At 70.6% G+C, this 19915-nt stretch carries 20 protein-coding genes; 7 read left to right on the top strand and 13 right to left on the bottom strand.

The window, feature by feature from the left end; genetic code table 11:
• Positions 1–201 precede the first annotated feature (201 nt).
• On the bottom strand, positions 202–573 hold the full coding sequence (locus tag J7E87_RS15340) for a VOC family protein (RefSeq protein ID WP_215094140.1): 372 nt from the start codon (positions 571–573) through the stop codon (positions 202–204).
• 85 nt (positions 574–658) lie between these two features.
• On the opposite strand from J7E87_RS15340, the gene J7E87_RS15345 reads away from it, so the two are divergent.
• Positions 659–1117 carry a MarR family winged helix-turn-helix transcriptional regulator gene (locus J7E87_RS15345; protein ID WP_215094142.1) on the top strand — a complete coding sequence of 153 codons (459 nt, stop codon included), beginning with the start codon at positions 659–661 and terminating at the stop codon, positions 1115–1117.
• An 11-nt stretch (positions 1118–1128) separates the two neighbouring features.
• Here the strand turns inward: J7E87_RS15345 and J7E87_RS15350 are convergent, their stop codons facing one another.
• The 4 genes from J7E87_RS15350 to J7E87_RS15365 all read right to left on the bottom strand — a co-directional run bounded on the left by J7E87_RS15350 (position 1129) and on the right by J7E87_RS15365 (position 4952).
• Complete coding sequence (locus J7E87_RS15350) at positions 1129–1434, bottom strand: hypothetical protein (RefSeq protein WP_215094144.1); 306 nt, start codon at positions 1432–1434, stop codon at positions 1129–1131.
• Positions 1435–1476: 42 nt separating this feature from the next.
• Positions 1477–2721 (bottom strand): PP2C family protein-serine/threonine phosphatase, encoded by a 1245-nt coding sequence (locus J7E87_RS15355; RefSeq protein WP_215094146.1) that lies wholly within the window; start codon positions 2719–2721, stop codon positions 1477–1479.
• A 395-nt stretch (positions 2722–3116) separates the two neighbouring features.
• Positions 3117–4046: a hypothetical protein gene (locus J7E87_RS15360; protein ID WP_215094148.1), complete on the bottom strand. Its 930-nt coding sequence runs from the start codon at positions 4044–4046 to the stop codon at positions 3117–3119.
• A gap of 480 nt (positions 4047–4526) precedes the next feature.
• On the bottom strand, positions 4527–4952 hold the full coding sequence (locus J7E87_RS15365) for an OsmC family peroxiredoxin (RefSeq protein WP_215094150.1): 426 nt from the start codon (positions 4950–4952) through the stop codon (positions 4527–4529).
• A gap of 512 nt (positions 4953–5464) precedes the next feature.
• Here J7E87_RS15365 and J7E87_RS15370 point away from each other — a divergent pair.
• On the top strand, positions 5465–5962 hold the full coding sequence (locus tag J7E87_RS15370; protein ID WP_215094152.1) for an SseB family protein: 498 nt from the start codon (positions 5465–5467) through the stop codon (positions 5960–5962).
• A 99-nt stretch (positions 5963–6061) separates the two neighbouring features.
• Here J7E87_RS15370 and J7E87_RS15375 read toward each other — a convergent pair whose 3' ends face one another.
• Entirely contained in the window at positions 6062–6637 is a 576-nt protein-coding gene (locus tag J7E87_RS15375) for a hypothetical protein (RefSeq protein ID WP_215094154.1), read from the bottom strand.
• Between the two features lie 153 nt (positions 6638–6790).
• Between J7E87_RS15375 and J7E87_RS15380 the strand changes: the two genes are divergently transcribed.
• The gene (locus J7E87_RS15380; RefSeq protein WP_215094157.1) at positions 6791–7153 is read left to right on the top strand and encodes a hypothetical protein; all 363 of its coding nucleotides are present in this window, start codon (positions 6791–6793) and stop codon (positions 7151–7153) included.
• Between the two features lie 317 nt (positions 7154–7470).
• Complete coding sequence (locus J7E87_RS15385) at positions 7471–7755, top strand: DUF2277 domain-containing protein (protein WP_215094159.1); 285 nt, start codon at positions 7471–7473, stop codon at positions 7753–7755.
• Here J7E87_RS15385 and J7E87_RS15390 read toward each other — a convergent pair.
• The 5 genes from J7E87_RS15390 to J7E87_RS15415 form a co-directional block, all read right to left on the bottom strand.
• Positions 7709–8371: a DedA family protein gene (locus J7E87_RS15390; protein ID WP_215094161.1), complete on the bottom strand. Its 663-nt coding sequence runs from the start codon at positions 8369–8371 to the stop codon at positions 7709–7711. The two genes, J7E87_RS15385 and J7E87_RS15390, sit on opposite strands and share 47 nt — an antisense overlap.
• Positions 8372–8591: 220 nt before the next feature.
• The gene (locus tag J7E87_RS15395) at positions 8592–9077 is read right to left on the bottom strand and encodes a DoxX family protein (protein WP_374195177.1); all 486 of its coding nucleotides are present in this window, start codon (positions 9075–9077) and stop codon (positions 8592–8594) included.
• Between the two features lie 59 nt (positions 9078–9136).
• Positions 9137–11482, bottom strand: coding sequence for an FAD/NAD(P)-binding protein (locus J7E87_RS35075; protein WP_251017471.1), 2346 nt, complete (start codon positions 11480–11482; stop codon positions 9137–9139).
• Between the two features lie 96 nt (positions 11483–11578).
• A complete protein-coding gene (locus tag J7E87_RS15410; RefSeq protein WP_215094163.1) occupies positions 11579–13267 on the bottom strand; it encodes an alkaline phosphatase D family protein in 1689 nt (562 codons plus the stop codon).
• 92 nt (positions 13268–13359) lie between these two features.
• Positions 13360–14013, bottom strand: a complete 654-nt coding sequence (locus tag J7E87_RS15415) for an HNH endonuclease family protein (protein WP_215094165.1) — start codon at positions 14011–14013, stop codon at positions 13360–13362.
• Positions 14014–14238: 225 nt separating this feature from the next.
• Here J7E87_RS15415 and J7E87_RS15420 point away from each other — a divergent pair, with 225 nt between their 5' ends.
• Entirely contained in the window at positions 14239–14979 is a 741-nt protein-coding gene (locus J7E87_RS15420; protein WP_215094167.1) for an ABC transporter permease, read from the top strand.
• A gap of 252 nt (positions 14980–15231) precedes the next feature.
• Positions 15232–15816, top strand: a complete 585-nt coding sequence (locus J7E87_RS15425) for a TMEM165/GDT1 family protein (RefSeq protein ID WP_215094169.1) — start codon at positions 15232–15234, stop codon at positions 15814–15816.
• Positions 15817–15899: 83 nt separating this feature from the next.
• Here J7E87_RS15425 and J7E87_RS15430 read toward each other — a convergent pair whose 3' ends face one another.
• Positions 15900–16571 carry an HAD-IA family hydrolase gene (locus tag J7E87_RS15430; RefSeq protein ID WP_215094171.1) on the bottom strand — a complete coding sequence of 224 codons (672 nt, stop codon included), beginning with the start codon at positions 16569–16571 and terminating at the stop codon, positions 15900–15902.
• Between the two features lie 159 nt (positions 16572–16730).
• Complete coding sequence (locus tag J7E87_RS15435; RefSeq protein ID WP_215094173.1) at positions 16731–17702, bottom strand: peptidoglycan-binding protein; 972 nt, start codon at positions 17700–17702, stop codon at positions 16731–16733.
• A 163-nt stretch (positions 17703–17865) separates the two neighbouring features.
• Here J7E87_RS15435 and J7E87_RS15440 point away from each other — a divergent pair, with 163 nt between their 5' ends.
• Positions 17866–19914: an MFS transporter gene (locus J7E87_RS15440; RefSeq protein WP_215094176.1), complete on the top strand. Its 2049-nt coding sequence runs from the start codon at positions 17866–17868 to the stop codon at positions 19912–19914.
• Position 19915: the final 1 nt, after the last annotated feature.

The raw sequence follows: 19915 nt of genomic DNA on the forward strand, positions 1-19915 counted from the left end.
CATTCGCCTGTACGCGCCCTCCGGGCCCTGCGCCTGCTCTACCTCCGCGCTCACCGTCGAGTGGCCGTCGTCGGCGGGAAGGGCCAGGCGCAGCAGCCTGCCGTCTGAGGCGTCGCGGTACCCGGCGGGTGTAAAGCCCTCCAGGAGCCGCATGCTCTTCGCAAGTGACATCGCGCGGGGTGATGTCGATGGCGGTCATGGTCAGTTGTCGTGCGTAGTGATGGCGTAGCCCTCAGGGCCGACGAACGTGAACATCCTGCCGAACGGACCATCCTCGGGTGCCTTGACGATGGGGATCCCGGCGGCGTGGAGCCTGTCGTGCAGAGCCTGCGCGTCAGTGGTCCGGAACCACAGGGCGACCCCGAGGCCGGGGCGCTCGACGGCGTCGAGATCCACTCCCGGCAGCGGCTCGCGGACAGCGAAGGGAACTGGACCGGTGGCGAACACCACGGCGCCGGGCGGCGAGGCAGGCGCCCGGCGCAGCCCGAGATACGCCTCGTAGAAGGTGGCAGCCGCTTCGACGTCGCGCACCTGCAGAGCGATGAAGTCCGGCCCGCTGACGGTGACAGTCATGAGTACTCCTCGATCAGGCTCCATGTCAGGACTTTGACATAAGCGGAAGTTAGACGGGGCCGCGCTTACATGTCAAACTCCTGACATGCGTGATGGGACTCCCTCCAGCCAGGCCCCGGCCGCCGACGTGACCGAGCGCCTGGGATACCGCCTCAAGCGCACCGCCGCGGCCCTGCGCGGCGCGATGGACAGAGCACTGCGTGAGTACGGCCTGACGGTGCCGCAGTACGCCTGCCTCGAACTCCTCGACCAGCGCCCCGGTCTGTCCAACGCCGAGCTGGCCCGCGGCACCTTCGTCACGCGGCAGTCCATGAACGTCGTCCTGCGCGGACTGCAGGACGCCGGCCTCATCACCCGGCCGGCCACCACCGACCGCGGTCGCGCTCTGCCCGCCCACCTCACCGAGGAGGGCCACCGTCGCCTCGCGGCGGCACGCTCCGCCGTCTACGCCATCGACCAGCGCATGACCGACGCAGTCCCGGAGCGACGTCTCGCCGAGCTCCTCGCCGACCTCGACCGCATGGCGGCGGCACTCGACGGGTGAGAACGGGTGCGTCAAGGCCGTTTCGTTCGGATCATCGTTCGGATCATCGTGCGGACCAGCGGAAGATGCGATGGGATCCCGCGCGCTTCCGGCGCAGCGGAGCAGCGCGTCAGCAGCACGTCGAGGACGGCCAGGGCCTGCCCGGTCAAGTGCTCTGTCAGGCACCCCCGATCGAACTCCTTGAACCGGGTGAGCGACTGGGCAGAAGCAGTTCCGTTCCAGACGACGTAGGAAGCGCCGCTGCACAGGGCAGTTGGGGCGGCGACGGACGCCTCGTCGTCACCGGCAAGCAGCCGCGCCGGCAGATCCCGTTCCACAGCCGCCCGCCGAGGATCCCGCTGTACGGCAGCGGCGTACCGCTATGCCGTCCGACTCCCCGGCCGTAGCTCCGGCGTCGGTGCGCCGTCGGCGTCGGTGTCGGTGTCGTGGGGGAAGGCGTCCATATGGATGATCTTCTTGAGCTGGTGGGCCGGCTTGAGTTTGGGCGAGCGCTGGATCACCACCATGGCTGCGTCGTCGCCCAGGCGCCCGCCGACGTGGGCGATGAGGTCGTCACGGATGTGGTGCAGCAGCGCTTCGGGACCACTGCCGGTCCATTGAGCGACGCGTTCCACGAGCGGATAGAAGGACCCGTCGGGAGCTCGGGCTTCGATCACGCCGTCGGTGTAGAGCAGGAGCGTGTCGTCGTCCTCGAAGGTGAACGCGTCGAGAGTGAAGCCGGCCCTGGGCAGATCGCAGATGCCCAGCGGAGGTTGGGGATGGGAGTGCAGGACGCTCACGCTGTCCTTGTGCAGCAGCAGGGGCGGGGGGTGTCCGCAAATCGTCATCTCCGTCAGGGGGTCCTCGTCGGGGATGTCGAGCATCACGGCGGTGATGAAGTGCTCGTGAACCTCATCTGCCTCGGAGCGAGGGGGGTGCTCGACATGCTCGGCCAGGTGCCTGCAGATGCTGTCTTCCAGGGTGGCGGCGAGTTCGAGAAGGGTGGCGCACCGGTATGCGGCTTCCCGGAAGGCGCCCATCAGTACAGAGGCGTCACTGATGGAGCTCAGGCCTTTGCCCCGGACGTCACCGATGATCAGACGGGCGCCGTTCGTGGTGCGCGTCGCCGCGTACAGGTCTCCGCCGATCTGCGCCTCGTCCTCGGCGGCCAGGTACAAGGAGGCGATCCGCAAGGGGCCCATCCGGTGGGGCAGCGGCCGCAGCACCACCCGTTGTGTGGCTTCGGACACCGACCGCACCTGGTCCAGCTCGCGGACCCGGCGCTCGCGCGTGCGGCAGAAGTACACGAGGAGAACCGAGATCACCGCCAGGGCAGCGATCTGCACCTGGTGGTTCGCCGAGAACAGCTCGTCGCGGTCACGCAGAGTCGCGATGATCGCCTGGGCCGCCACGGCCAGGGCGCCGACCAGTCCGGTCAGCCACGGGCCGGCGAACGAAGCGGTGATCGCGGGGGCTGCGACCAGCAAAGGCCCGAGGTGAATGTACGGCGGGGCCAGGACGTCCACGAGCGTGATCGCGACGATGAACGCGAGGGGAATCACCAACAGTGCGTGGCTCGGTTGCCATGGCTGCCACAGATCCGCAAGGCGCCGCCGGAGGCCCATACCTCCTACTGTGCACCCTCCGCGGATCCCGCAGCGGCGCTGACGGGAAGTGGATGTGCGGCCGCAGCGGCCATCTTGGATCGCTTTGGTGAGAAGCGGCCATGTTGTGAGCGAGCGGTGACCGAAGGGGCGGCAGGCGCCGTGGTTCTCGCTGACATCAACGCCTACGCCACGGGGAGCGCACGTCGTCGCCCGTCCGCGGCCACAAGGGGGCGAAAGAACCAGGCCGGGGGTGGGGACGGACGGCTCCACGGCCTTACCCACACTCGCCGATTCGGGTTCCGCGTCGACCAAGACCGAGGGGCACATGAGTTCGCCGATGCTTTCAACCCGTGCGCGCCGACGCCGGCCGATGCCGGATGGCCGTCCGGGCGGCAGTGGGGCCCGTCAGTTGGTCAGCGGGGGTAGACGCGTGCGGCGGCAATGGGGCGTTCGGCCGCGGTGTGGGCCGTGGATGAGTTGACGTCCCATCGGTAGCCGGCGAAGAGCTTGGTGGTCGCGTCCGCGTAGAACACGATGTGGCCGTAGCCGGCACCGTTGTGCTCGGTCCACTCCGGGGTCGCGCCCACGTGCTCTTCGATACGGGTGTCCGGGAAGGCGCGGTAGATCGCCTCGGCGGAATCGGAGGCGGCCGGATTGCCGTGCGGATTGCTGGTGCAGTCGACGATCTCGAAGACGTACGGGACGACATTGCTGCCCACCTGGCTGTCCACGGAGGACGCCCAGGTTCCCTTGCGCTCCTTCACCATCACGATGTGACCGGTGTACGGCTCCGTGGTGTTCTCGGAGTCGTAGTCGAAGGCCACAAGATCGCCCGGGCGCAGGTTGACCGGCTTGGTGACGCCGGTGAAGTGCGGGATCTCCGCCGCGTCGGCGAAGCCCGTACGGAACTTCTCCGCGGTGGGGAAGAGCTTGCCGTCCTCGGTGTGGAAGTACTGGCTGAAGTACTCCTTCGTCGCCCATCCGTACGCCGAGTTCGCGCCGTACGTGCGCTCGAGGACCATCGTCAGGAACGACGAGCACTGTGCGAGTACGGAGAACTGCTCGGGGTGTCCGGCCGCGCCCCACTTGGCCGACGAGCTCTCGTCCGGGAACTCACCTGCCGTCTTGTAGCGGTTCACCTGCGCCTGCTCGCTCCACGGGAGCGTCCGCAGGTAATCCACCAGCATTTCTGCCTCAACCTGGTGCGGCGGCCTGGCCCATTGCGGGTCCGGCGGCGGAACCTCTGCCGCTGCGGCCCGGCTCGTGGCGGCCGTGGCGGTGATGAGCGCTGCTCCGGCCGTACCGGCAAGGAGCCCTCGGCGGCTGAGACGGTGGTGAGACATGCCTGATCCCCCAGCGGTATTGAATGATCATATATCGCGGCGGATCCTACGGCCTCGCGTTGGGCCGGTGGCCTGGGGGACAAGCGGGCCGGCGGTTCTGAACCGCTCGCTCCGACCTCGCCTGCCGGCGCAGGAACATCAGGGTTGTCAGGGATGTGCCGAGGGCTTGTGCGTCGGACTGTGGAAGTGGGTCGATGGCCTTCAGACTCACCGGAACCACACTCCCGGCCCTCCTGCCGCAGCCGCGCGGGGGTGCCACTCGCGAGAAGACCCCCAGCCGAGCAGGCTGGGGGTCATTGCCGTTCGCATCCGACATCCACGACCCCGGATCCGCCTCGCGCAGCAGGCCTAGATCATCTCGCGCAGCAGGCGTAGATCATCAGGTCACGGCTTCGGCGTACGGGTGCCGCAGCCGGTGTCTCCCGCCCCCGCCGGAACGGCGGCTGGATGGTGCGGAAGGAGCCGTGGCCGGGCCTGTGGTCAGGACAGGGCGGAGGTGAGCGTGATCGTCGTGCCCGTGAGGGCCTGGCTCACCGGGCAGTTGACCTTGGCGTCCTCGGCCGCCGCCTTGAAGCCGGCCTCGTCGACACCTGGCACCTGGCCCTGCACCGTGAGGTGAATGCCGGTGATGCCGGTGCCCGGCTGGAAGGTGACCGCGGCCGTCGTCGTGAGCAGCGTCGGTGGGTTTCCGGCCTTGGTGAGAATGTTCGCCAGAGCCATCGAGAAGCAGCTGGAGTGGGCGGCGGCGATCAGCTCCTCGGGGCTGGTCTTCCCGCGAGGCTCCTCCGCGCGAGAAGCCCAGGTCACGGGGAAGTGGCCGACTCCCGAGGAGTCGAGCGTGACCTCCCCGAAGCCCTTGATCAGTTCGCCTTCCCACTCGGTGTGAGCGTTGCGCGTGGTGGCCACGATGAATCCCTCCTGTGTGCGGATGACATCTCCCCGATCGTCCGCCCCACGACGGCCGGACCGGGATTGCGACGCGCCGTACCGCACGACTCGCCGGTCCGTCTGTCCGCGAGGGGCGTCGTCGCCGGACCGGGTCGATCCATTCGCGATCGTGGGGCCAGCACACCCTGCCGCGGGCCTGACAGCTGCGCCGGGGGACGAGCCCGGGGGCCCGGACCCGCGATCGAATCCGGCAACCGGCCGACAGGGCTGCCGTCCGGGTGGCGCTGCCGGTAGGGGTGAGCGGATACAGCCGTGGTCCCGGGACAGAGGATCGGTCGCGATCACCGATTCCGCTGATCGAAAACGTGACACAGAAGGCGGACACCACGTCGGGCGGCATAGCCTTGGTGGTATTGCCTCGCTTGCCCCGGCCCCGTGCCGCTGGGCGGCATCCGGCGGCGACTGCGGCAACCAGTGCCTACCCGTGTCGAGCGGGTGGCCGGTGAGCAACGCCGACGAGAGGACAAGCCATGAGTACCTCGACTCCCGACGAACACGGGCCCCCGACCGAGGCGCCTTCCCTCAACGGAACCAAGTCCGCAGCGGACGCGGCGCAGACCCAGGCCGCCCTGATCGATCTCGCGAACAGCGTGGCCCTGTTGCCGCAGGCACCGCCGATCGAGGGTGAGGAGGAGCACCCCGAGGGCGCCATCGCCCTGCCGGTGATCGAACAGGACGGCAATCGATACATCCCCGTCTTCACGACCGAGGAGGCGCTGCTGGCGGCCGGGGGAGACCCCGAAACCGCGCTGAGCATCCCCGTCGTCGAGCTGGCCGCGAATTGGCCGGCGGACGACCTGTGGCTGGCGGTCGACCCGTCGACGGACGAGGGCCTCGCCCTTCCCCCCGACCTGGTGCGGGCGCTGCCCGTCGTCAGCCAGAGCGCCGCAGGCCAGGCCGGTGAGTCGGGCCCGGCCGGTGGGGAGGGAGGTGGCGGCGGAGGGCCCGGCCAGACCCCGACCGGATGACCGCCGCTCCGGCAGCAGTCGGGTGCGGGGGCCCGGTCCTGGGCGGCGTCCGCACGCCGGGACCGGGCCGGGCTCATCGCAGAACTCAGCGAGCCTCACCTAGCACGGGATGACGTGCCAGACCGGAGCCCAGTTGTAGTAGCTGCTGTAGGAGTAGGCGCCGGGGGTCGTGTAGATGGTGTTGTAGTTGCGGTCCAGGAACCTGGCCCTGGTGCCCGGGGTCTGGTTGTTGATCCAGGAGCCGGGGTAGTTCCAGTTCGACAGGTCGTACGTCTGGCACCGCCACAGGTTGAACTGCGTACCGGTGTAGTTGGTGCCGGTGTACATGCAGAAGTTCTCGTACGGGCACGCTCTGGCGGTCTTCGCGCCGGTCAGGTCGCGCGCCTGGCGTTCTCCGGGCAGGGCGACCACGATTTCACCCTTGCCCGGCAGCACGATCTTGTTCGCGGCGACCTGCGTCCCGCCCTGCGTGGCGAGGTAGCCGTCGACTGATGTCTGCAGTTGCTTCGCCTCGGCACCGGTCAGTCCCGCTTGCTTCGCCTGGGCGGCGAATCGCCCCTGGCCGCCCCCGGCGGCGGAGGTTGCGGCGGTGGCCGGGCCGGTGAGGACGATCGCCGTTGCTGCGATGAGCGCCAGGACCGCGAACACCGAAGCGGTCAGCTTGCGTAATGCCATGCGACTTTCCCCCAGCGGATTCTCGAGCTATGCCCGCGCTCTTGCGGCGGGCATACCTACGAGTTTTCAGGTCGACGGGAGGGTCCGGCTACCGCTTCCTCCTCAAATGTCTAGAAGACGCCATGGGCGGTATTGGTGGCCCAACGGGTCGGCATGCCCTCTTCGTTGACGGACTCCGGCCGCTGGGAGGGGAATGTGGGGGAATTTCTGCGGGCTCCGGGCGGGTTGCGGGGGACGATCGCGGAGTTCGGTCGGCTGCACGCGGTGGGCACTGACGTGGTCACCTGGGACGTGGACCAATTCGGCCTCGGCTTCCAGGCGATGGGGGTGCAGTACCCGTTTGTCGGCGCGGACGCATTCGGCCACAGCGGCGCGGCGGGGGCGCAGGCGTTCGCCGATCCGCGCAGTGGGGTCGCGTACGGCTACGTCCGCCGCCGGTTCGCCTTCCCGGGCGGCGCGGCGCCGGAGAACGAGCGGCTGGCGGCGGCGGTGGTGCGGGCTGCGGTGGAGGTGTAACGGGGAGGCGGCAACCGGAAGCCCGGTAGGTGTCGTTCGGGGCCGTACGCGCGGGTCGGAGTGCGGCCCCGCCTGCTTCCGGGGGTCGGGGGTGCGGTCGTGCCTGCTGCCGCAGGCGGATTGGGGTCCGGCCTGCGGCGGGCAGGGTGCCTCCCGCCGTCGCGGACAGAGTGGGATCTCGCCCCTGCGCCGCGGACCGAGTGCGGTCCCGCCCCCCGCCGCGCGTGCAGAGTGCCGTCCCGCCCGCTTCCGCAGGTCAGGGCGTGGTCCCGCCCTTTTCCGGGCGCGATGTCAGACCCGCGAGGCACACTGAATACATGTGCCGCAGCATCAAGACTCTCCGCCCGCCCGTCCTCCCCGAAGAGGCCACCGAGGACGACATTCATGCCGCCGCCCTGCAGTACGTACGCAAGGTGTCCGGCTTCCGCGCCCCCGCCGCGCACAATCGCGAGGTCTTCGAACAGGCCGTCGACGAGATAGCCGAGGCGACCCGCAAGCTGCTCGACGGGCTCGAAGTGCGCGGGTCCGGTGGTGCCGGTGGGTCCGGCGGGGCCGCTAAGAGGCCGGTTCGGGAGCCGGCGTCTGTCTCGGGCGCCGCATGACGTAGGCCGCCAGCGCGCCCGCGGCGAACAGCGCGAGGACCGAGATGGCCGCGCCGATCCAGCTCGCGCCCAGCCATGCGCCGCCGAAGTAGCCGAGGCCCACGCTGTAGCCCGCCCAGGCCACGCCCGCCAGGGCCGACCAGGGCAGGAACTCCATCACCTTGCGGTGTGCCGCGCCCGCGCCCAGGGAGACGACCGAGCGGCCGGCCGGGGCGAAGCGTGCGATGACGACGAGCGCGCCGCCGCCGCGGCTGAGTGCCGTGCCGAGACGTTCCTGCGCCTTGGTCAGCTTGCGCGAGCGGGCAATCGCCCGGTCCAGGCGGTCACCGCCGCGCCAGGCCAGGCGGTACGCGACGAGGTCGCCGAGCACGGACGCGGTTGCCGCGCAAAGGACCAGGACGAGGAGCGAGGGCACTTCGTGCGGGACCCGGCCGGCCGCGGCTTCGACGGACGCGGTGGCCGTGGCGGTGGTCGAGCCCGCTGCGGCCGCTGTCGCCGCCGTGATCACCAGGACACCGCTGGGCAGCACCGGCAGGAAGACGTCGAGAAGTACGGAAAGGGCCACCACCGCGTAGATCCATGGGCTGCCGGTCAGCGACCCCACACTCTCGAGCACCCGAAACTCCCCGATTTCGTTAAATACGCCGCGACGTCGCAGGGGAGCGGCAGGGGCGGCAGTACAGCTGTACAGCGTACGCCTGGAGTACACCTCGAGATCGCCGGGGGTGGCAGATGTTGTACGCCTCACTTCCGCCCGGCGGAGTTGGGACACGGGGTGCGCGAAGCGCCCGGTCCCTGGTCGTACGGGGCCGGGCGCTCTCCATGCTGAGGGGCCGTCAGGCACCGACGGTCGTGGCCTGCTCCTCGCGCTCCTCGTCCGCCGGCCTGCTCTCGCCGCGCGGAGCGAACACCCGGTCCAAAGCGAGCGCGCCCGGTCCGGTGAAGACCAGCAGCAGGAAGGCCCAGCAGTAGAGCGCGGACCCCTCGCCGTCGTTCTGCAGCGGGAAGAGCGCCTCGGGCTGGTGGACCGTGAAGTAGGCGTACGCCATCGAGCCCGACGCGATGAACGCGGCGGTACGGGTGCCCAGGCCCAGGAACACCAGGGTGCCGCCGACCAGCTCGATCACCGCGGCGTACCAGCCGGGCCAGGTGCCGGCCGGGATGGTGCCGCCGCCCCCTGTGCCGCCGAGTACACCGAACAGCGAGGCGGCGCCGTGGCAGGCGAAGAGCAGGCCGACGACGATGCGGAACAGGCTGAGGGCGTACGGCTGGGCCTTGTTCAGGCGGCCGGACAGCGAGGGCGTGGAGGAGGGGGCGGGCATGGGGAACTCCTTCGGTCTGGGGACGTGAACCGACGAGGGAGGCCCTAGGTTAGGCAGTCCTAATCAATACTTGCAAGTTCAACAGTTGGTTGCCGGTCGATTTCTGCCACTGGTTCCGCCTCTGTGTTCCTGTGCGACGTTCCCAGCATGCGCAGGGCGGCGCGCGCCACGGCGTCCGCGTCCGAGAGCGCCACCGAGTCGACGCCCGGCCTTGCCCCGGCCGCGGTCACCCAGTGCACGCCCTCGGTGGGCACCCCGATGGCGAAGCGCCGGAAGTTCGGGCGGCCCTGACGGTTGATCAGGCGGTACGGGCGCTGTGTTACGTCCAGCCCCCCGGTCTCGTAACCGTCGATCGTGTGCGGCCGGCACTGGCCCGCCTTCAACAGCCGCCCCAGCAACTCGTCGCGGGTCCGCCTCAGGTCCGGATCCGGCAGCCGCGCCTCGATCAGCGTCGTCGCCGTGACGAAGGATCCGGGAACGTCCGGCGACTCCGCGGTGAAGGCTCCCTCCAGGATCTCGCGAGACATCCCGATGGTGGTGCGCGGGCCGATCACGTCCAGTACGCCCGCCTCGATGAGGGCCGTCATCTCCTCGATGCGACGGCGCGGCGGGCCGATGGAGAGGAATGCGTTCAGCGGGGTGTACCAGCGGTCCAGGTGGTCGCGGCGCGAGGTGCCGGAGAGGCCGGAGTGGTCCACGATCAGGCGCAACTCGTTGCGGAGATCGCGCAGTACGTCCAGGGCGGCCTTCAGCGGGCCCGCGACATTGCCGAGCGCGGCCGCGGCGGCGTCCTGGCGCAGATGGGCGAGGAGCCAGTCGCGGTGCTCGGCGGGGGAGGCGAAGCGCTCGTCGGCGTACGGACGCGAAATCCGGTCCCAGGACCAGCGGTCCGAGTGCGCGATGCCGAACTCGTCGAGTACGGCGGTCTCTTGGGGACTGCCGTGGGGGGAGTCGAGGTAGCGGGTCCGGAAGCCTCGCGGGACGGGGCCGTCCGGGCCGGGTTCGCGTGCCGCGAGAAGCGCCTCGTAGTGGACCGTCTCCACTTCCTTGGCCACGAGCGGCCATATCTCGGTGAGGAAGTCGGGCGGGTCGCCCTCGTCCGCGCGCTTGCGGAAGACGGCGATCACGTCGGGCGTGAGCATCAGCGGCTCGTGCCGCCCGCACGCGCCCTTCGCGTTGTCGCCGCGCGCCTGGTACGGGACGCCGCGCCGCGATCCCGCGTAGAGCCGCGGTTCGCGGCCGGAGGGGAGGTAGGTGAGCGCGCCGTCGTCACCGCGTACGTACGCGCCGCCGCGGCCGGTCGTCAACAGTGCCATGTGGTCGAAGAAGTTGAGGCCGAGGCCGCGCAGCAGGACCGATTCTCCGGGGGCGATGGGGGAGAGGTCTAGGTCCGCGGGGTTGGCGGGCCGGAAGTAGCGCAGGCGGGGGTGGCGGGCGGCGTACTCGGCGAGGTGCGCCTGGGTCTGCCGGGAGACGACGGGCAGATGCCCCTGCGCGAGGATCACGGCGGAGAGCCCGGTGATGGTGGTGCCGTCATCGAGGGTGAGGGTCTGGAGCGGCGCGGTGGCCGCGCCCGGTCCGGTGGCGGCGGGTGCGGGCCCGCCGGGTGCGGCGACTTCGGGTCCGGGCCCGCCGGGTGCGGACGCGTCGAGTCCGGGCGCACCGGGTGCGGCGGCTTTGAGCCCGCCGACCGCATCGAGCGGGGAGGCCTCGGGTGCGGCGGCGGCGTCGCCGGCGGCGCGGGGTCGGGGCACGCGTGCGCCCGACTGCGCCCCAGAGGCCGTGACCTGCGCGTGCGGCCGGGGCCCCGGGAAAGCCTGCGCGGTGCGTGTCTCCGCCTCAGATCCCGTCGCCCACGCCTCCGGCCGGGCCCACGCGGACGCGGCTGCCACCCGCGCCCCGTTCCCCGCAGGCCTCTCCCGGTCGTCCTCGAGCCGTACCGCCCGTGCCCTGTGTACCTCCACCGTCACCGACTTCGGGGCCGACGCCACCGCCCTGCTGAACGCCCATTCCAGGTAGCGCCCGTAGCAAGCCCGCGTCGGGTAGTCGTCCGGGCCGACCGTCTCCCCCGCGATCCCCGTCGCCCACTCGTAAAGGCTCGGGCCCGATCGGATCGGGCCCTCGCAGGCAACGCTGTCGTCCGTGAACAACGTGACCTGTGAGGCCACTGTGTTCATCAGCAGTTCCGCGGACTGGTCCGTGCGCCACACGCGGCCCGGTCCCGGGGGCGCCGGGTCGACGAGGTGAATCGTCAGCGGCGTGTCCGGGGTCAGTTCGGGGGCCGACGCGCAGAGTCGTTCGAGCACGGACGTCCCGCGCGGGCCCGCGCCGACGACCGCGATGGCGCGGACGGGGGCACCGGTGTGCGGAACTGCGGACCATGCGTCGCGTCGTACGTCGGACAAAACGGTGACTCCCGGGGCATGTGGGGCTGCATGGAAGCTGAGCGTCCGGCCATCATGCCGGGGGTGCGCCGGGAGTCGAACCCCTGGGGGCGAGGATCACCCTCCGCTGTGGGAAGGATCACGGCCCGCAGTCAGCTCCCGCTCGTCCGCCGTCACCAGCAGCGCGCGAGCGTCGGAGCCGGCTCCCTCCACGCGCGCCTGCTCCAGCCGCAGGGTCGCCGAACGGTCCCGCAGCATCAGCGTCATCAGCTGATTGCCGAACCACGGACCGCCCGTCCGTCCCCAGTTCACCGCCGGTCTGCGCACGCGGCCGTGGCGGGCCAGCGCGTGGCCGAGCCGCCGGCCGAGCCGGCTCCAGCCGAAGGTGAAGCCGAGCTGTATCGAGCGCGGGATCGAGTTGTGCACGGGCGAGCAGGTCAGCTGCAGCACCCGGGAGTCGGGCTGCGCGCGGCCCGGCCACTCGGGCTCGGCGACGTACGCATGGTGCACATCGCCCGACAGCACACATACCGTCGCCGGCGCGTCCTTGCCGCTGCCGACCTCAGCGGTCAGTGCCGTCAGCATCTCGAAGGAGTCGGGGAAGGCAGCCCAGTGCTCCAAGTCGGCCCGTCTGCGCACGTTCTCGCCGAAGCGCGCCCATCTCGCGCCCCGCTCGCCGCGGCTCAGCGCGGCGTTCCAGCTCTCCGCGTCGTGGATCAGTGGCGGCAGCAGCCACGGCAGCGAGGTGCCGATGAGCAGGTGATCGTAGGACCCACGCCCGGCCAGCGCCTGGTCGCGCAGCCAGTGGGTCTCGTCCGGGTCCAGCATCGCCCGCCGCTGCTCGTCCAGGACCCGGCCCGCGCGTGTGTCCACCATCAGCAGCCGGGTCCGGCCGAAGTCGCGGCGGTAACTCCAGCGCACGGAGGCCGGGTCGGCGTCGGCATCCGCTGCGAAGCGCCTGAGCCGGTCGGTCCCGTCGGGCGACTCCCGTACCGCCGCGTACAGCTCGTCCGACTCCAGCTCCGCCGGGGAGAGATTGCCCAGGTGCTGGTAGACCCAGTACGACATCAGAGCGCTGAGCAGCCGCTCCTGCCACCACGGTGTCGCCCGCATCTCCGCCAGCCAGGACGCGCTGGTGTTCCAGTCGTCGATCACATCGTGGTCGTCGAAGATCATGCAGCTGGGGACGGTGGAGAGCAGCCAGCGCACCTCGGGGTCCAGCCAGGACTCGTCGTAGAGACGGGTGTACTCCTCGTAGTCCGCGACCTGTGTGCCGGGAGGCTCGTTCAGGTCCCGGCGGCTGGCGAGCCACTGTTGCGTCGCCTCGGACGTCGCGTCCGCGTACACCTGGTCGCCCAGCAGGAGCAGCACATCGGGCCGTGCGGCGTCGGGCTCGGCGGCGAGCTTTGTGGCGAGGGTGTCGAGCGCGTCGGGGCCGATCGGGTCGTGCTCGTCGGCGGGCGCCGACGACCAGCGGCACGAGCCGAAGGACACGGTGACGCCGGAGGACGGGACGTCGGGCGTGCGGATCGTGCTCGCCGGGAACGGGGAGTCCTCGAGCGGCCAGACCCGGACGCCGTCGAGCAGCACCTCGTACTCCGTCGACGTGCCGGGTGTCAGACCGGTGACGGGGACCAGCGCGTAGTGGTGGCCCTCGATCTGGAATGTGCGCGAAGTTCCCGTTGCTCCGTCCGTGCACCGGACCTCGGCCGTGCAAGGCCGGTCGGCCTCGACCCAGACGGTCGCGCTCCCGCCGGATTCCCAGTCGACATACCGCAGTAGTGGTCCCAGGCGCAGCCCGGTCATGATTGCCCTCCTCTGTCGCACCGTACGGTACGGAACGACAGAGGACGGCGAACAGGTTCCGGCCGGATCGTGGCCGGAGTGTAAGCGGCTGGTCAGCAGCCGTTCAGCACCGACTGCAGCGTGCTCTTCTCGGCCGAGTCCACGGACAGGTTCCAGTGGTGCTTCACGTGCACCCACATCCGGGCGTACGTGCAGCGGTAGGCGGTCCGCGGCGGCATCCACTCCGCCGGGTCGAGGTCGCTCTTGGCCTGGTTGACGTTGTCGGTGACGGCGATCAGCTGCGGGCGGGTGAGGTCGTTGGCGAATGCCTGCCGCTGGCTCGTGGTCCAGCTGTTCGCGCCGGAGCGCCAGGCCTCGGCGAGCGCCACGACGTGGTCGATGTCCAGGTCGCTGGCGACGGTCCAGGTGGCGCCGTCGTACTCGGAGTACCAAGTGCCGCTGACCGCAGCACAGCTGGAGTCCTGCTGGACGTTCTGGCCGTCGCGCTTGAGGACGACCTCACGGGTGTTGCACGTGCCCGACTGGGTGCTCCAGTGGGGGAACAGGTCGCGGCTGTAGCCGGTGGAGGAACCTTCCGCCTTCACCGTCAGCTGGCCGAGGTAGGTGCGGGCGGTCGCGGCGCTGATCGGGGTGGGCGGGGCGGCCTGGGCGGCGGGGGCGGTGGCGAGCAGACCGGTGGCGGCGAGGGCGGAGGTTGCGGCGAGTACGGCTATACGGCGGAAGCGACGCGCGTAGACACCAGACATGCGAACTCCTTTGATGTGGGGGGTACTTGGCCGTGCGAGCGTGGCAATGGTGACGGCACCAGGTTTCCTGGAAGTGGGCACCAGGTAACAGGGTGGCGACATGGGCACGTCACATCAAGGGCAGGCGTCCGGATCTCCCCGACGGCCCTGGACATCCCCGGAAATCCCTGGACACAAGGGTTTTGACGCCCCGCCACATGGCGGGCCGCGGCGTAGGGTTGCCGGGTGCTGCTGCAGGTCAATGTCACGTTCGGAGTCGTGCTGGCCGTGCTGCTGGCCGTCGCGGCGACGGTGGCGGCCGTCGCTCAGCTGGGACGGGCGCGCGAGATCGTCGTCGCCGGGGTGCGGGCCGCGGTCCAACTCGGGGCCGTCTCCCTGGTGATCGGCTGGGTGATCCGCTCCGTACCGCTGCTGCTGGCGTTTTTGCTGCTCATGTACGCGGTCGCGGTGCGCACGGCCGGTCGGCGCTTGACCGCGAACAAGACCTGGCTGTGGGCCTGGCTGCCGATCGCCGCGGGCGTCGCGCCCGTCGTCCTGGCCCTGCTGCTCACGGGCATGGTCCCGCTGAAGGGCATCGCGCTGATCCCGGTCACCGGCATCCTCATCGGGGGCGCGCTCACCGCGACCGTGCTCGGCGGGCGGCGGGCCCTGGACGAGCTGAGGCTGCGGCACGGAGAGGTGGAGGCGGGGATGGCGCTCGGGCTGCTCGACCGGGACGCCCGCATGGAGGTGGCGCGCGAGGCCGCATCCGACGCGCTGCTGCCGGGGCTCGATCAGACCAGGACCGTGGGTCTGGTCACGCTGCCGGGCGCGTTCGTCGGCATGCTGCTCGGCGGGGCGTCACCGCTGCTGGCGGGCGCGGTGCAGCTGTTTGTGCTGATCGCGTTGATGGCGGTGCAGGTGGTGGCGGTGTCGCTGGTACTGGAGCTGGTGGCGCGGGGGCGGCTCTACCGCGACCCGGTCTGACCGTTCGCGTGACGTACCCTGAACGGAGCAGAAGGGGAGTAGCTCTTCGCCGGAACGTCGACATACTGCTGGGCCTCGCGCCCGGCCGGCGCCCGGAGGCGGACCTTTTTCGAGAACTCGGTGAGGCCTGCCAGCGAGACCTTCGGCCGCAGTGTCCATGTACGCATTCATGGTGCTGCCGTGCCGAAGCGACCCCTGACACGCTCAGGACTCTCGGCAGGGCCGCGCCCGACCGATTGAGGAATCCCAACCGTGATCAGCTTCACCGTCATGGCGGTCACCTTCGGCGTCGTCTTCCTCGCCGAACTCCCGGACAAGACCGCCCTCGCCGGCCTGATGCTCGGCACCCGCTACCGCGCCTCGTACGTCTTCGCGGGCGTCGCCGCCGCCTTCGTCGTCCATGTCACGCTCGCCGTCGCGGCGGGCAGCGTGCTGACCCTGCTGCCGCACCGGCTGGTGCAGGCTGTGGTCGGCCTGCTCTTCCTCGCGGGCGCGCTGATGCTGCTGATGAAGAAGAGCGACGGAGACGAGGAGAAGGTCAAGGAACCGGCCGACCAGTCGTTCTGGAAGGTCTCCGGGGCGGGCTTCACGCTGATCCTGGTCGCGGAGTTCGGCGATCTGACCCAGATCATGACGGCGAACCTCGCGGCGCGCTACGACGATCCGCTCTCGGTGGGGATCGGCGCGGTGCTGGCGCTGTGGGCGGTGGCGGCCATCGGGATCCTGGGCGGGCGGACGCTGATGAAGTACGTGCCGCTGCGGTTGATCACGAGGGTGGCGGCGATGGTGATGCTGGCGCTGGCGGGGTTCAGCCTTTTCGAGGCGCTGGCGGGGTAGGGCGGCGGGACGGGGAAATTCAGTCCGTCCGGCGATCGAAGGCACGCCCGAAGGGCGTCCGGGGTCCGGGGCTCGCGCCCCGGTTACGCCAGGACGTGGAGGTGGATCGTGCCGTCCGGGTTCTGCGTCACCTTCAGGCGCGTCAGATCCTGGATGTGAACGTCCGGGGCGAGCGCCGACGCGCGCGGGCCCACGCCCACCACCCGCATCCCCGCCGACCTCGCCGCCGCGATGCCCGCCTCGGAGTCCTCGAAGGCCACGCAGTCCGCCGGGGCGAAGCCCAGCTCCGCCGCGCCCTTGAGGAAGCCCTCAGGGTCCGGCTTGCTCGCGCCGACGCGTTCCGCGGTGACCCGGGTCTGCGGCATCGGCAGTCCGGCCGCGGTCATCCGGGCCTGGGCCAGCACCTCGTCCGCCGAGGTCACCAGGGCGTGCGGAAGCCCGGCGATCGCCGCCATGAACGCCGGGGCGCCCGCGACCGGGACGACGCCCTCGGTGTCCGCGGTCTCCTCGGCGAGCATCACGCGGTTGTCGGCGTAGTTCTGCTCCATCGGCCGGTCCGGGAGAAGCGCCGCCATGGTGGCGTACCCCTGCCGGCCGTGGACGACCTTCAGCGCCTCGTCCGGGTCCAGGCCGTGCTCGGTCGCCCAGGCGCGCCAGCAGCGCTCCACCACCGCGTCCGAGTTGACGATGGTGCCGTCCATGTCGAGCAGGAGGGCACGGGTGGTCAGGACGGGCGGCGGGACGGTTGCCGGCATCGGCGTACTCCAGGGCGGGGGAGAAAGAGAAGCGCGGGGGAGAAAAAGAAGCAAGGCGGCTCCGCCCGCCGGTCAGGGAGTACGGGCGGAGCCACTTTGTTCAATCACGATACAAAAACATGGCGGTCGACGCCACCCCCGCCCGGCGTGAGCCGGGACTCACGCCTGGCCCGTCTGCGCCTCCAGTGCCCGGCGCGTCTTCGGGCCGTAGACCCCCTTGGGATCACCCTTGACGTTCCAGGAGTCCTGGAAGGTCCGCACAGCGTTCTCGACGGACTGTCCGTACTGTCCGTCCGCCGGGCCCGCGTACAGCGACAACTCGGCCAGCCGCTGCTGGAGATCCACGACCCCCGGTCCGCTGTCCCCGCTTCGCAGCGTGCCCGACCCCGGCGCCTGTGGCGCCTCGGACACCGAACCCGTTGCCCGCCCCGTTGAGGGCGGTTGGGTCGACGCGCCGGCAGGTGCGGACGAGTCGCCGGACCTGAGCGCCGAGGACCCCGCCGACGCCGTACCGGACGGCGAGGCCGAGGCGTCGGCCGACGCGGACAGGGTCGGCGACGATGTGGGTATGTCCGGCAGTGCGCTCACGGTCGGCGCGCTCGTGCCCCTGTCCGGCAGGGCCTTTTCGCGCTCGTCGTCCCCGGAGAAGAGCCCTGAGGCGAACGCCGCGGTCCCGGCCACCGTCACCGCCGCCGCGACCACCATCAGCCCCTTGTGCGACCGCGGGCGCGGGCGCCCCCGGTGCCGCACCGGCGTGAGGTCCACGGGGCCGAGAGTCGTCGGCTCGTCATACGGCGCCGGGCGGCCAGGCGGGTCCACCGCGTCCAGTCGCGGCAGCGGCATCGTTTCCCCGCCCGGAACCGTTCCCCCGCCGGGCATCATTTCCCCGCCGGGCACCGGCCCCGCGCCCAGCACCGTCCCCCCGCCCGGCGCGGCAACGCCCGCGGCCTGGTTCCGCAGCGTCACATACGGCCGCACTCGCAGCGGGTCGAAAACCCCGGTCGCCGCGGTCTCCGCCCCCCGTTCCGCCCGTGCCGCGCCCTCGGCCCGCTCCGCGCAGACGCAGCCGGGCCCGGCTCTGCCCTCGGTATCTCGCGGCGTACCGCATTCAGGACACAGGTGTCCGGTCATTGCTGATTCCCTCCCCTTGTGCTGCGAGCGATTATGCAGCGGCCCGTCACGGCGCCCAACGCCGCCCGGACCTCCGCACCGCCCGTTCGGCAGGCCGTACCCGGTCACACCGCCCAGGATGGGGAGGAGAGTGATGAAGGGCCGCGGAACCGAGGAGAACCGTATGGCTCAGGAAGTGAGCACTCCCGCCGTGTATCCGGCCCCGGGCGAGGGCCAGAGCCGCCGGGCCGTCCTGGCCGCCATCGGCGCACTTCTGCTCGGCCTGCTGCTCGCCTCCCTCGACCAGACCATCGTGTCAACCGCCCTGCCGACCATCGTCAGCGAACTCGGCGGCCTGAACCATCTGTCCTGGGTCGTCACCGCGTACTTGCTCGCCTCGACCGCGGCCACCCCTCTGTGGGGCAAGCTCGGCGACCAGTACGGCCGCAAAAAGCTCTTCCAGACCGCCATCGTCATCTTCCTGATCGGCTCCGCGCTGTGCGGCGTCGCCCAGAACATGCCGCAGCTCATCGGCTTTCGCGCGCTCCAGGGCCTGGGCGGCGGCGGCCTCTTGGTGCTGTCCATGGCGATCGTCGGAGACATCGTCTCGCCGCGCGAACGCGGAAAGTACCAGGGCCTGTTCGGCGCGGTCTTCGGCGCGAGCAGCGTCCTCGGCCCGCTGCTCGGCGGCTTCTTCACCGAACACCTCACCTGGCGCTGGGTGTTCTACATAAACCTCCCCATAGGCGTCGTCGCGCTGCTGGTCATCGCCGCCGTACTGCGCATCCCGGCCCGCCGGACCCCGCACACCATCGACTACCTCGGCACCTTCCTCATCGCCTCCGTCGCCACCTGCCTGGTCCTTGTCGCCTCCCTCGGCGGCACCACCTGGGCCTGGGGCTCGCCGCAGATCATCGGCCTTGCCGTACTGGGCGCCGTACTCCTCGTCGTTTTCGTGTACGTCGAGCGGCGCGCCGTCGAACCGGTGCTGCCGCTCAAGCTGTTCCGGATCCGCACCTTCACCCTCGTCGCCGTCATCAGCTTCGTCGTCGGGTTCGCGATGTTCGGGGCGATCACCTATCTGCCGACGTTCCTGCAGGTCGTGCACGGCATCTCACCGACCTTGTCCGGTGTGCACCTGCTGCCGATGGTGCTCGGCATGCTGCTCACCTCCACCCTGTCCGGCCAGCTCGTCAGCCGCACCGGACGCTGGAAGGTCTTCCCCATCGCGGGCACCGGCATCACGGCCGTGGGCCTGGTGCTGCTCCACCGGCTCGACGAGTCCAGCTCCACCTGGGAGATGAGCGCGTACTTGTTCGTCTTCGGCGCCGGTCTCGGCCTGGTCATGCAGGTGCTCGTAATCGTCGTCCAGAACGCCGTCAGCTACGAGGACCTGGGCGTCGCCACCTCGGGGGCGACGTTCTTCCGCTCCATCGGAGCCGCGTTCGGCGTCGCCATCTTCGGCACGATCTTCACCAACCGGCTGGAGGACAAGCTGACCGAGGCGCTGGCGGGACGGTCCGTGCCCTCCGGCGTCGGCGCCGGGCAGCTGGCCGCAGACCCGCGCTCGATCGCCGAACTGCCGCCCGCGCTGCGCCCGTCGGTGCTCCACGCCTACTCCTTGGCCATCACCGACGTCTTCCTGTACGCCGTGCCCGTGGTCCTCCTCGCCTTCGTCGTCGCCTGGTTCCTCAAGGAGGACAGGCTGCGCGGCTCGGTCACGGCGCCCGATTCCAGCGAGACCCTGGCGACCAACCCGGTTCTGCGCTCCTCCCACGAGGAGGTGGCGCGGGCCCTGTCGGTGCTCGGCTCGCGCGAGGGACAACGCAAGATCTACGAGAAGATCACCGAGCGGGCGGGGTACGACCTGCTGCCCGCGTCCAGTTGGCTGCTGCTGCGCATCCGCCGCCACGGCATCGTCGAGCCCGCACTGCTCGCCGACAACACGATCGTGCCCCTGCGCGTCATCACCGAGGCCGCCCGCCAGCTGGAGGAACGCGGCCTCGCCCGCCGCGAAGGCCTGGATCTGATGCTCACCGACCCGGGCCTGCAGGCGGCTGTACGGCTGGCAAAGGCCCGGGAGGACTCGCTGGCGGAGCTGCTCGGCGACTGGTGGGCCCCGGAGCGGCCCACCGATCTGGTGAAACTGGTCGAGGAGTTGACCGCGGAGCTGTGTGGCTCGGACCAGGAGCGGCCGCAGGGCCCGCAGCCCAAGCGCGACCACGCGGCCTGAA

It is taken from the genome of Streptomyces sp. ISL-1 (assembly GCF_018614585.1).
GTDB classification, from domain to species: Bacteria; Actinomycetota; Actinomycetes; order Streptomycetales; family Streptomycetaceae; genus Streptomyces; species Streptomyces maoxianensis.

What these genes read in the sequence shown, in the direction of transcription:
- J7E87_RS15395 (WP_374195177.1), bottom strand. Translation starts at nt 9,077, where the DNA reads ATGCCCGCCCCCTCCTCCACGCCCTCGCTGTCCGGCCGCCTGAACAAG.
- J7E87_RS15375 (WP_215094154.1), bottom strand. Translation starts at nt 6,637, where the DNA reads ATGGCATTACGCAAGCTGACCGCTTCGGTGTTCGCGGTCCTGGCGCTC.
- J7E87_RS15340 (WP_215094140.1), bottom strand. Translation starts at nt 573, where the DNA reads ATGACTGTCACCGTCAGCGGGCCGGACTTCATCGCTCTGCAGGTGCGC.
- J7E87_RS15415 (WP_215094165.1), bottom strand. Translation starts at nt 14,013, where the DNA reads ATGTCTGGTGTCTACGCGCGTCGCTTCCGCCGTATAGCCGTACTCGCC.
- J7E87_RS15370 (WP_215094152.1), top strand. Translation starts at nt 5,465, where the DNA reads ATGAGTACCTCGACTCCCGACGAACACGGGCCCCCGACCGAGGCGCCT.
- J7E87_RS15440 (WP_215094176.1), top strand. Translation starts at nt 17,866, where the DNA reads ATGGCTCAGGAAGTGAGCACTCCCGCCGTGTATCCGGCCCCGGGCGAG.
- J7E87_RS15360 (WP_215094148.1), bottom strand. Translation starts at nt 4,046, where the DNA reads ATGTCTCACCACCGTCTCAGCCGCCGAGGGCTCCTTGCCGGTACGGCC.
- J7E87_RS15435 (WP_215094173.1), bottom strand. Translation starts at nt 17,702, where the DNA reads ATGACCGGACACCTGTGTCCTGAATGCGGTACGCCGCGAGATACCGAG.
- J7E87_RS15410 (WP_215094163.1), bottom strand. Translation starts at nt 13,267, where the DNA reads ATGACCGGGCTGCGCCTGGGACCACTACTGCGGTATGTCGACTGGGAA.
- J7E87_RS15385 (WP_215094159.1), top strand. Translation starts at nt 7,471, where the DNA reads ATGTGCCGCAGCATCAAGACTCTCCGCCCGCCCGTCCTCCCCGAAGAG.
- J7E87_RS15355 (WP_215094146.1), bottom strand. Translation starts at nt 2,721, where the DNA reads ATGGGCCTCCGGCGGCGCCTTGCGGATCTGTGGCAGCCATGGCAACCG.
- J7E87_RS15430 (WP_215094171.1), bottom strand. Translation starts at nt 16,571, where the DNA reads ATGCCGGCAACCGTCCCGCCGCCCGTCCTGACCACCCGTGCCCTCCTG.
- J7E87_RS15380 (WP_215094157.1), top strand. Translation starts at nt 6,791, where the DNA reads ATGCCCTCTTCGTTGACGGACTCCGGCCGCTGGGAGGGGAATGTGGGG.
- J7E87_RS15345 (WP_215094142.1), top strand. Translation starts at nt 659, where the DNA reads ATGCGTGATGGGACTCCCTCCAGCCAGGCCCCGGCCGCCGACGTGACC.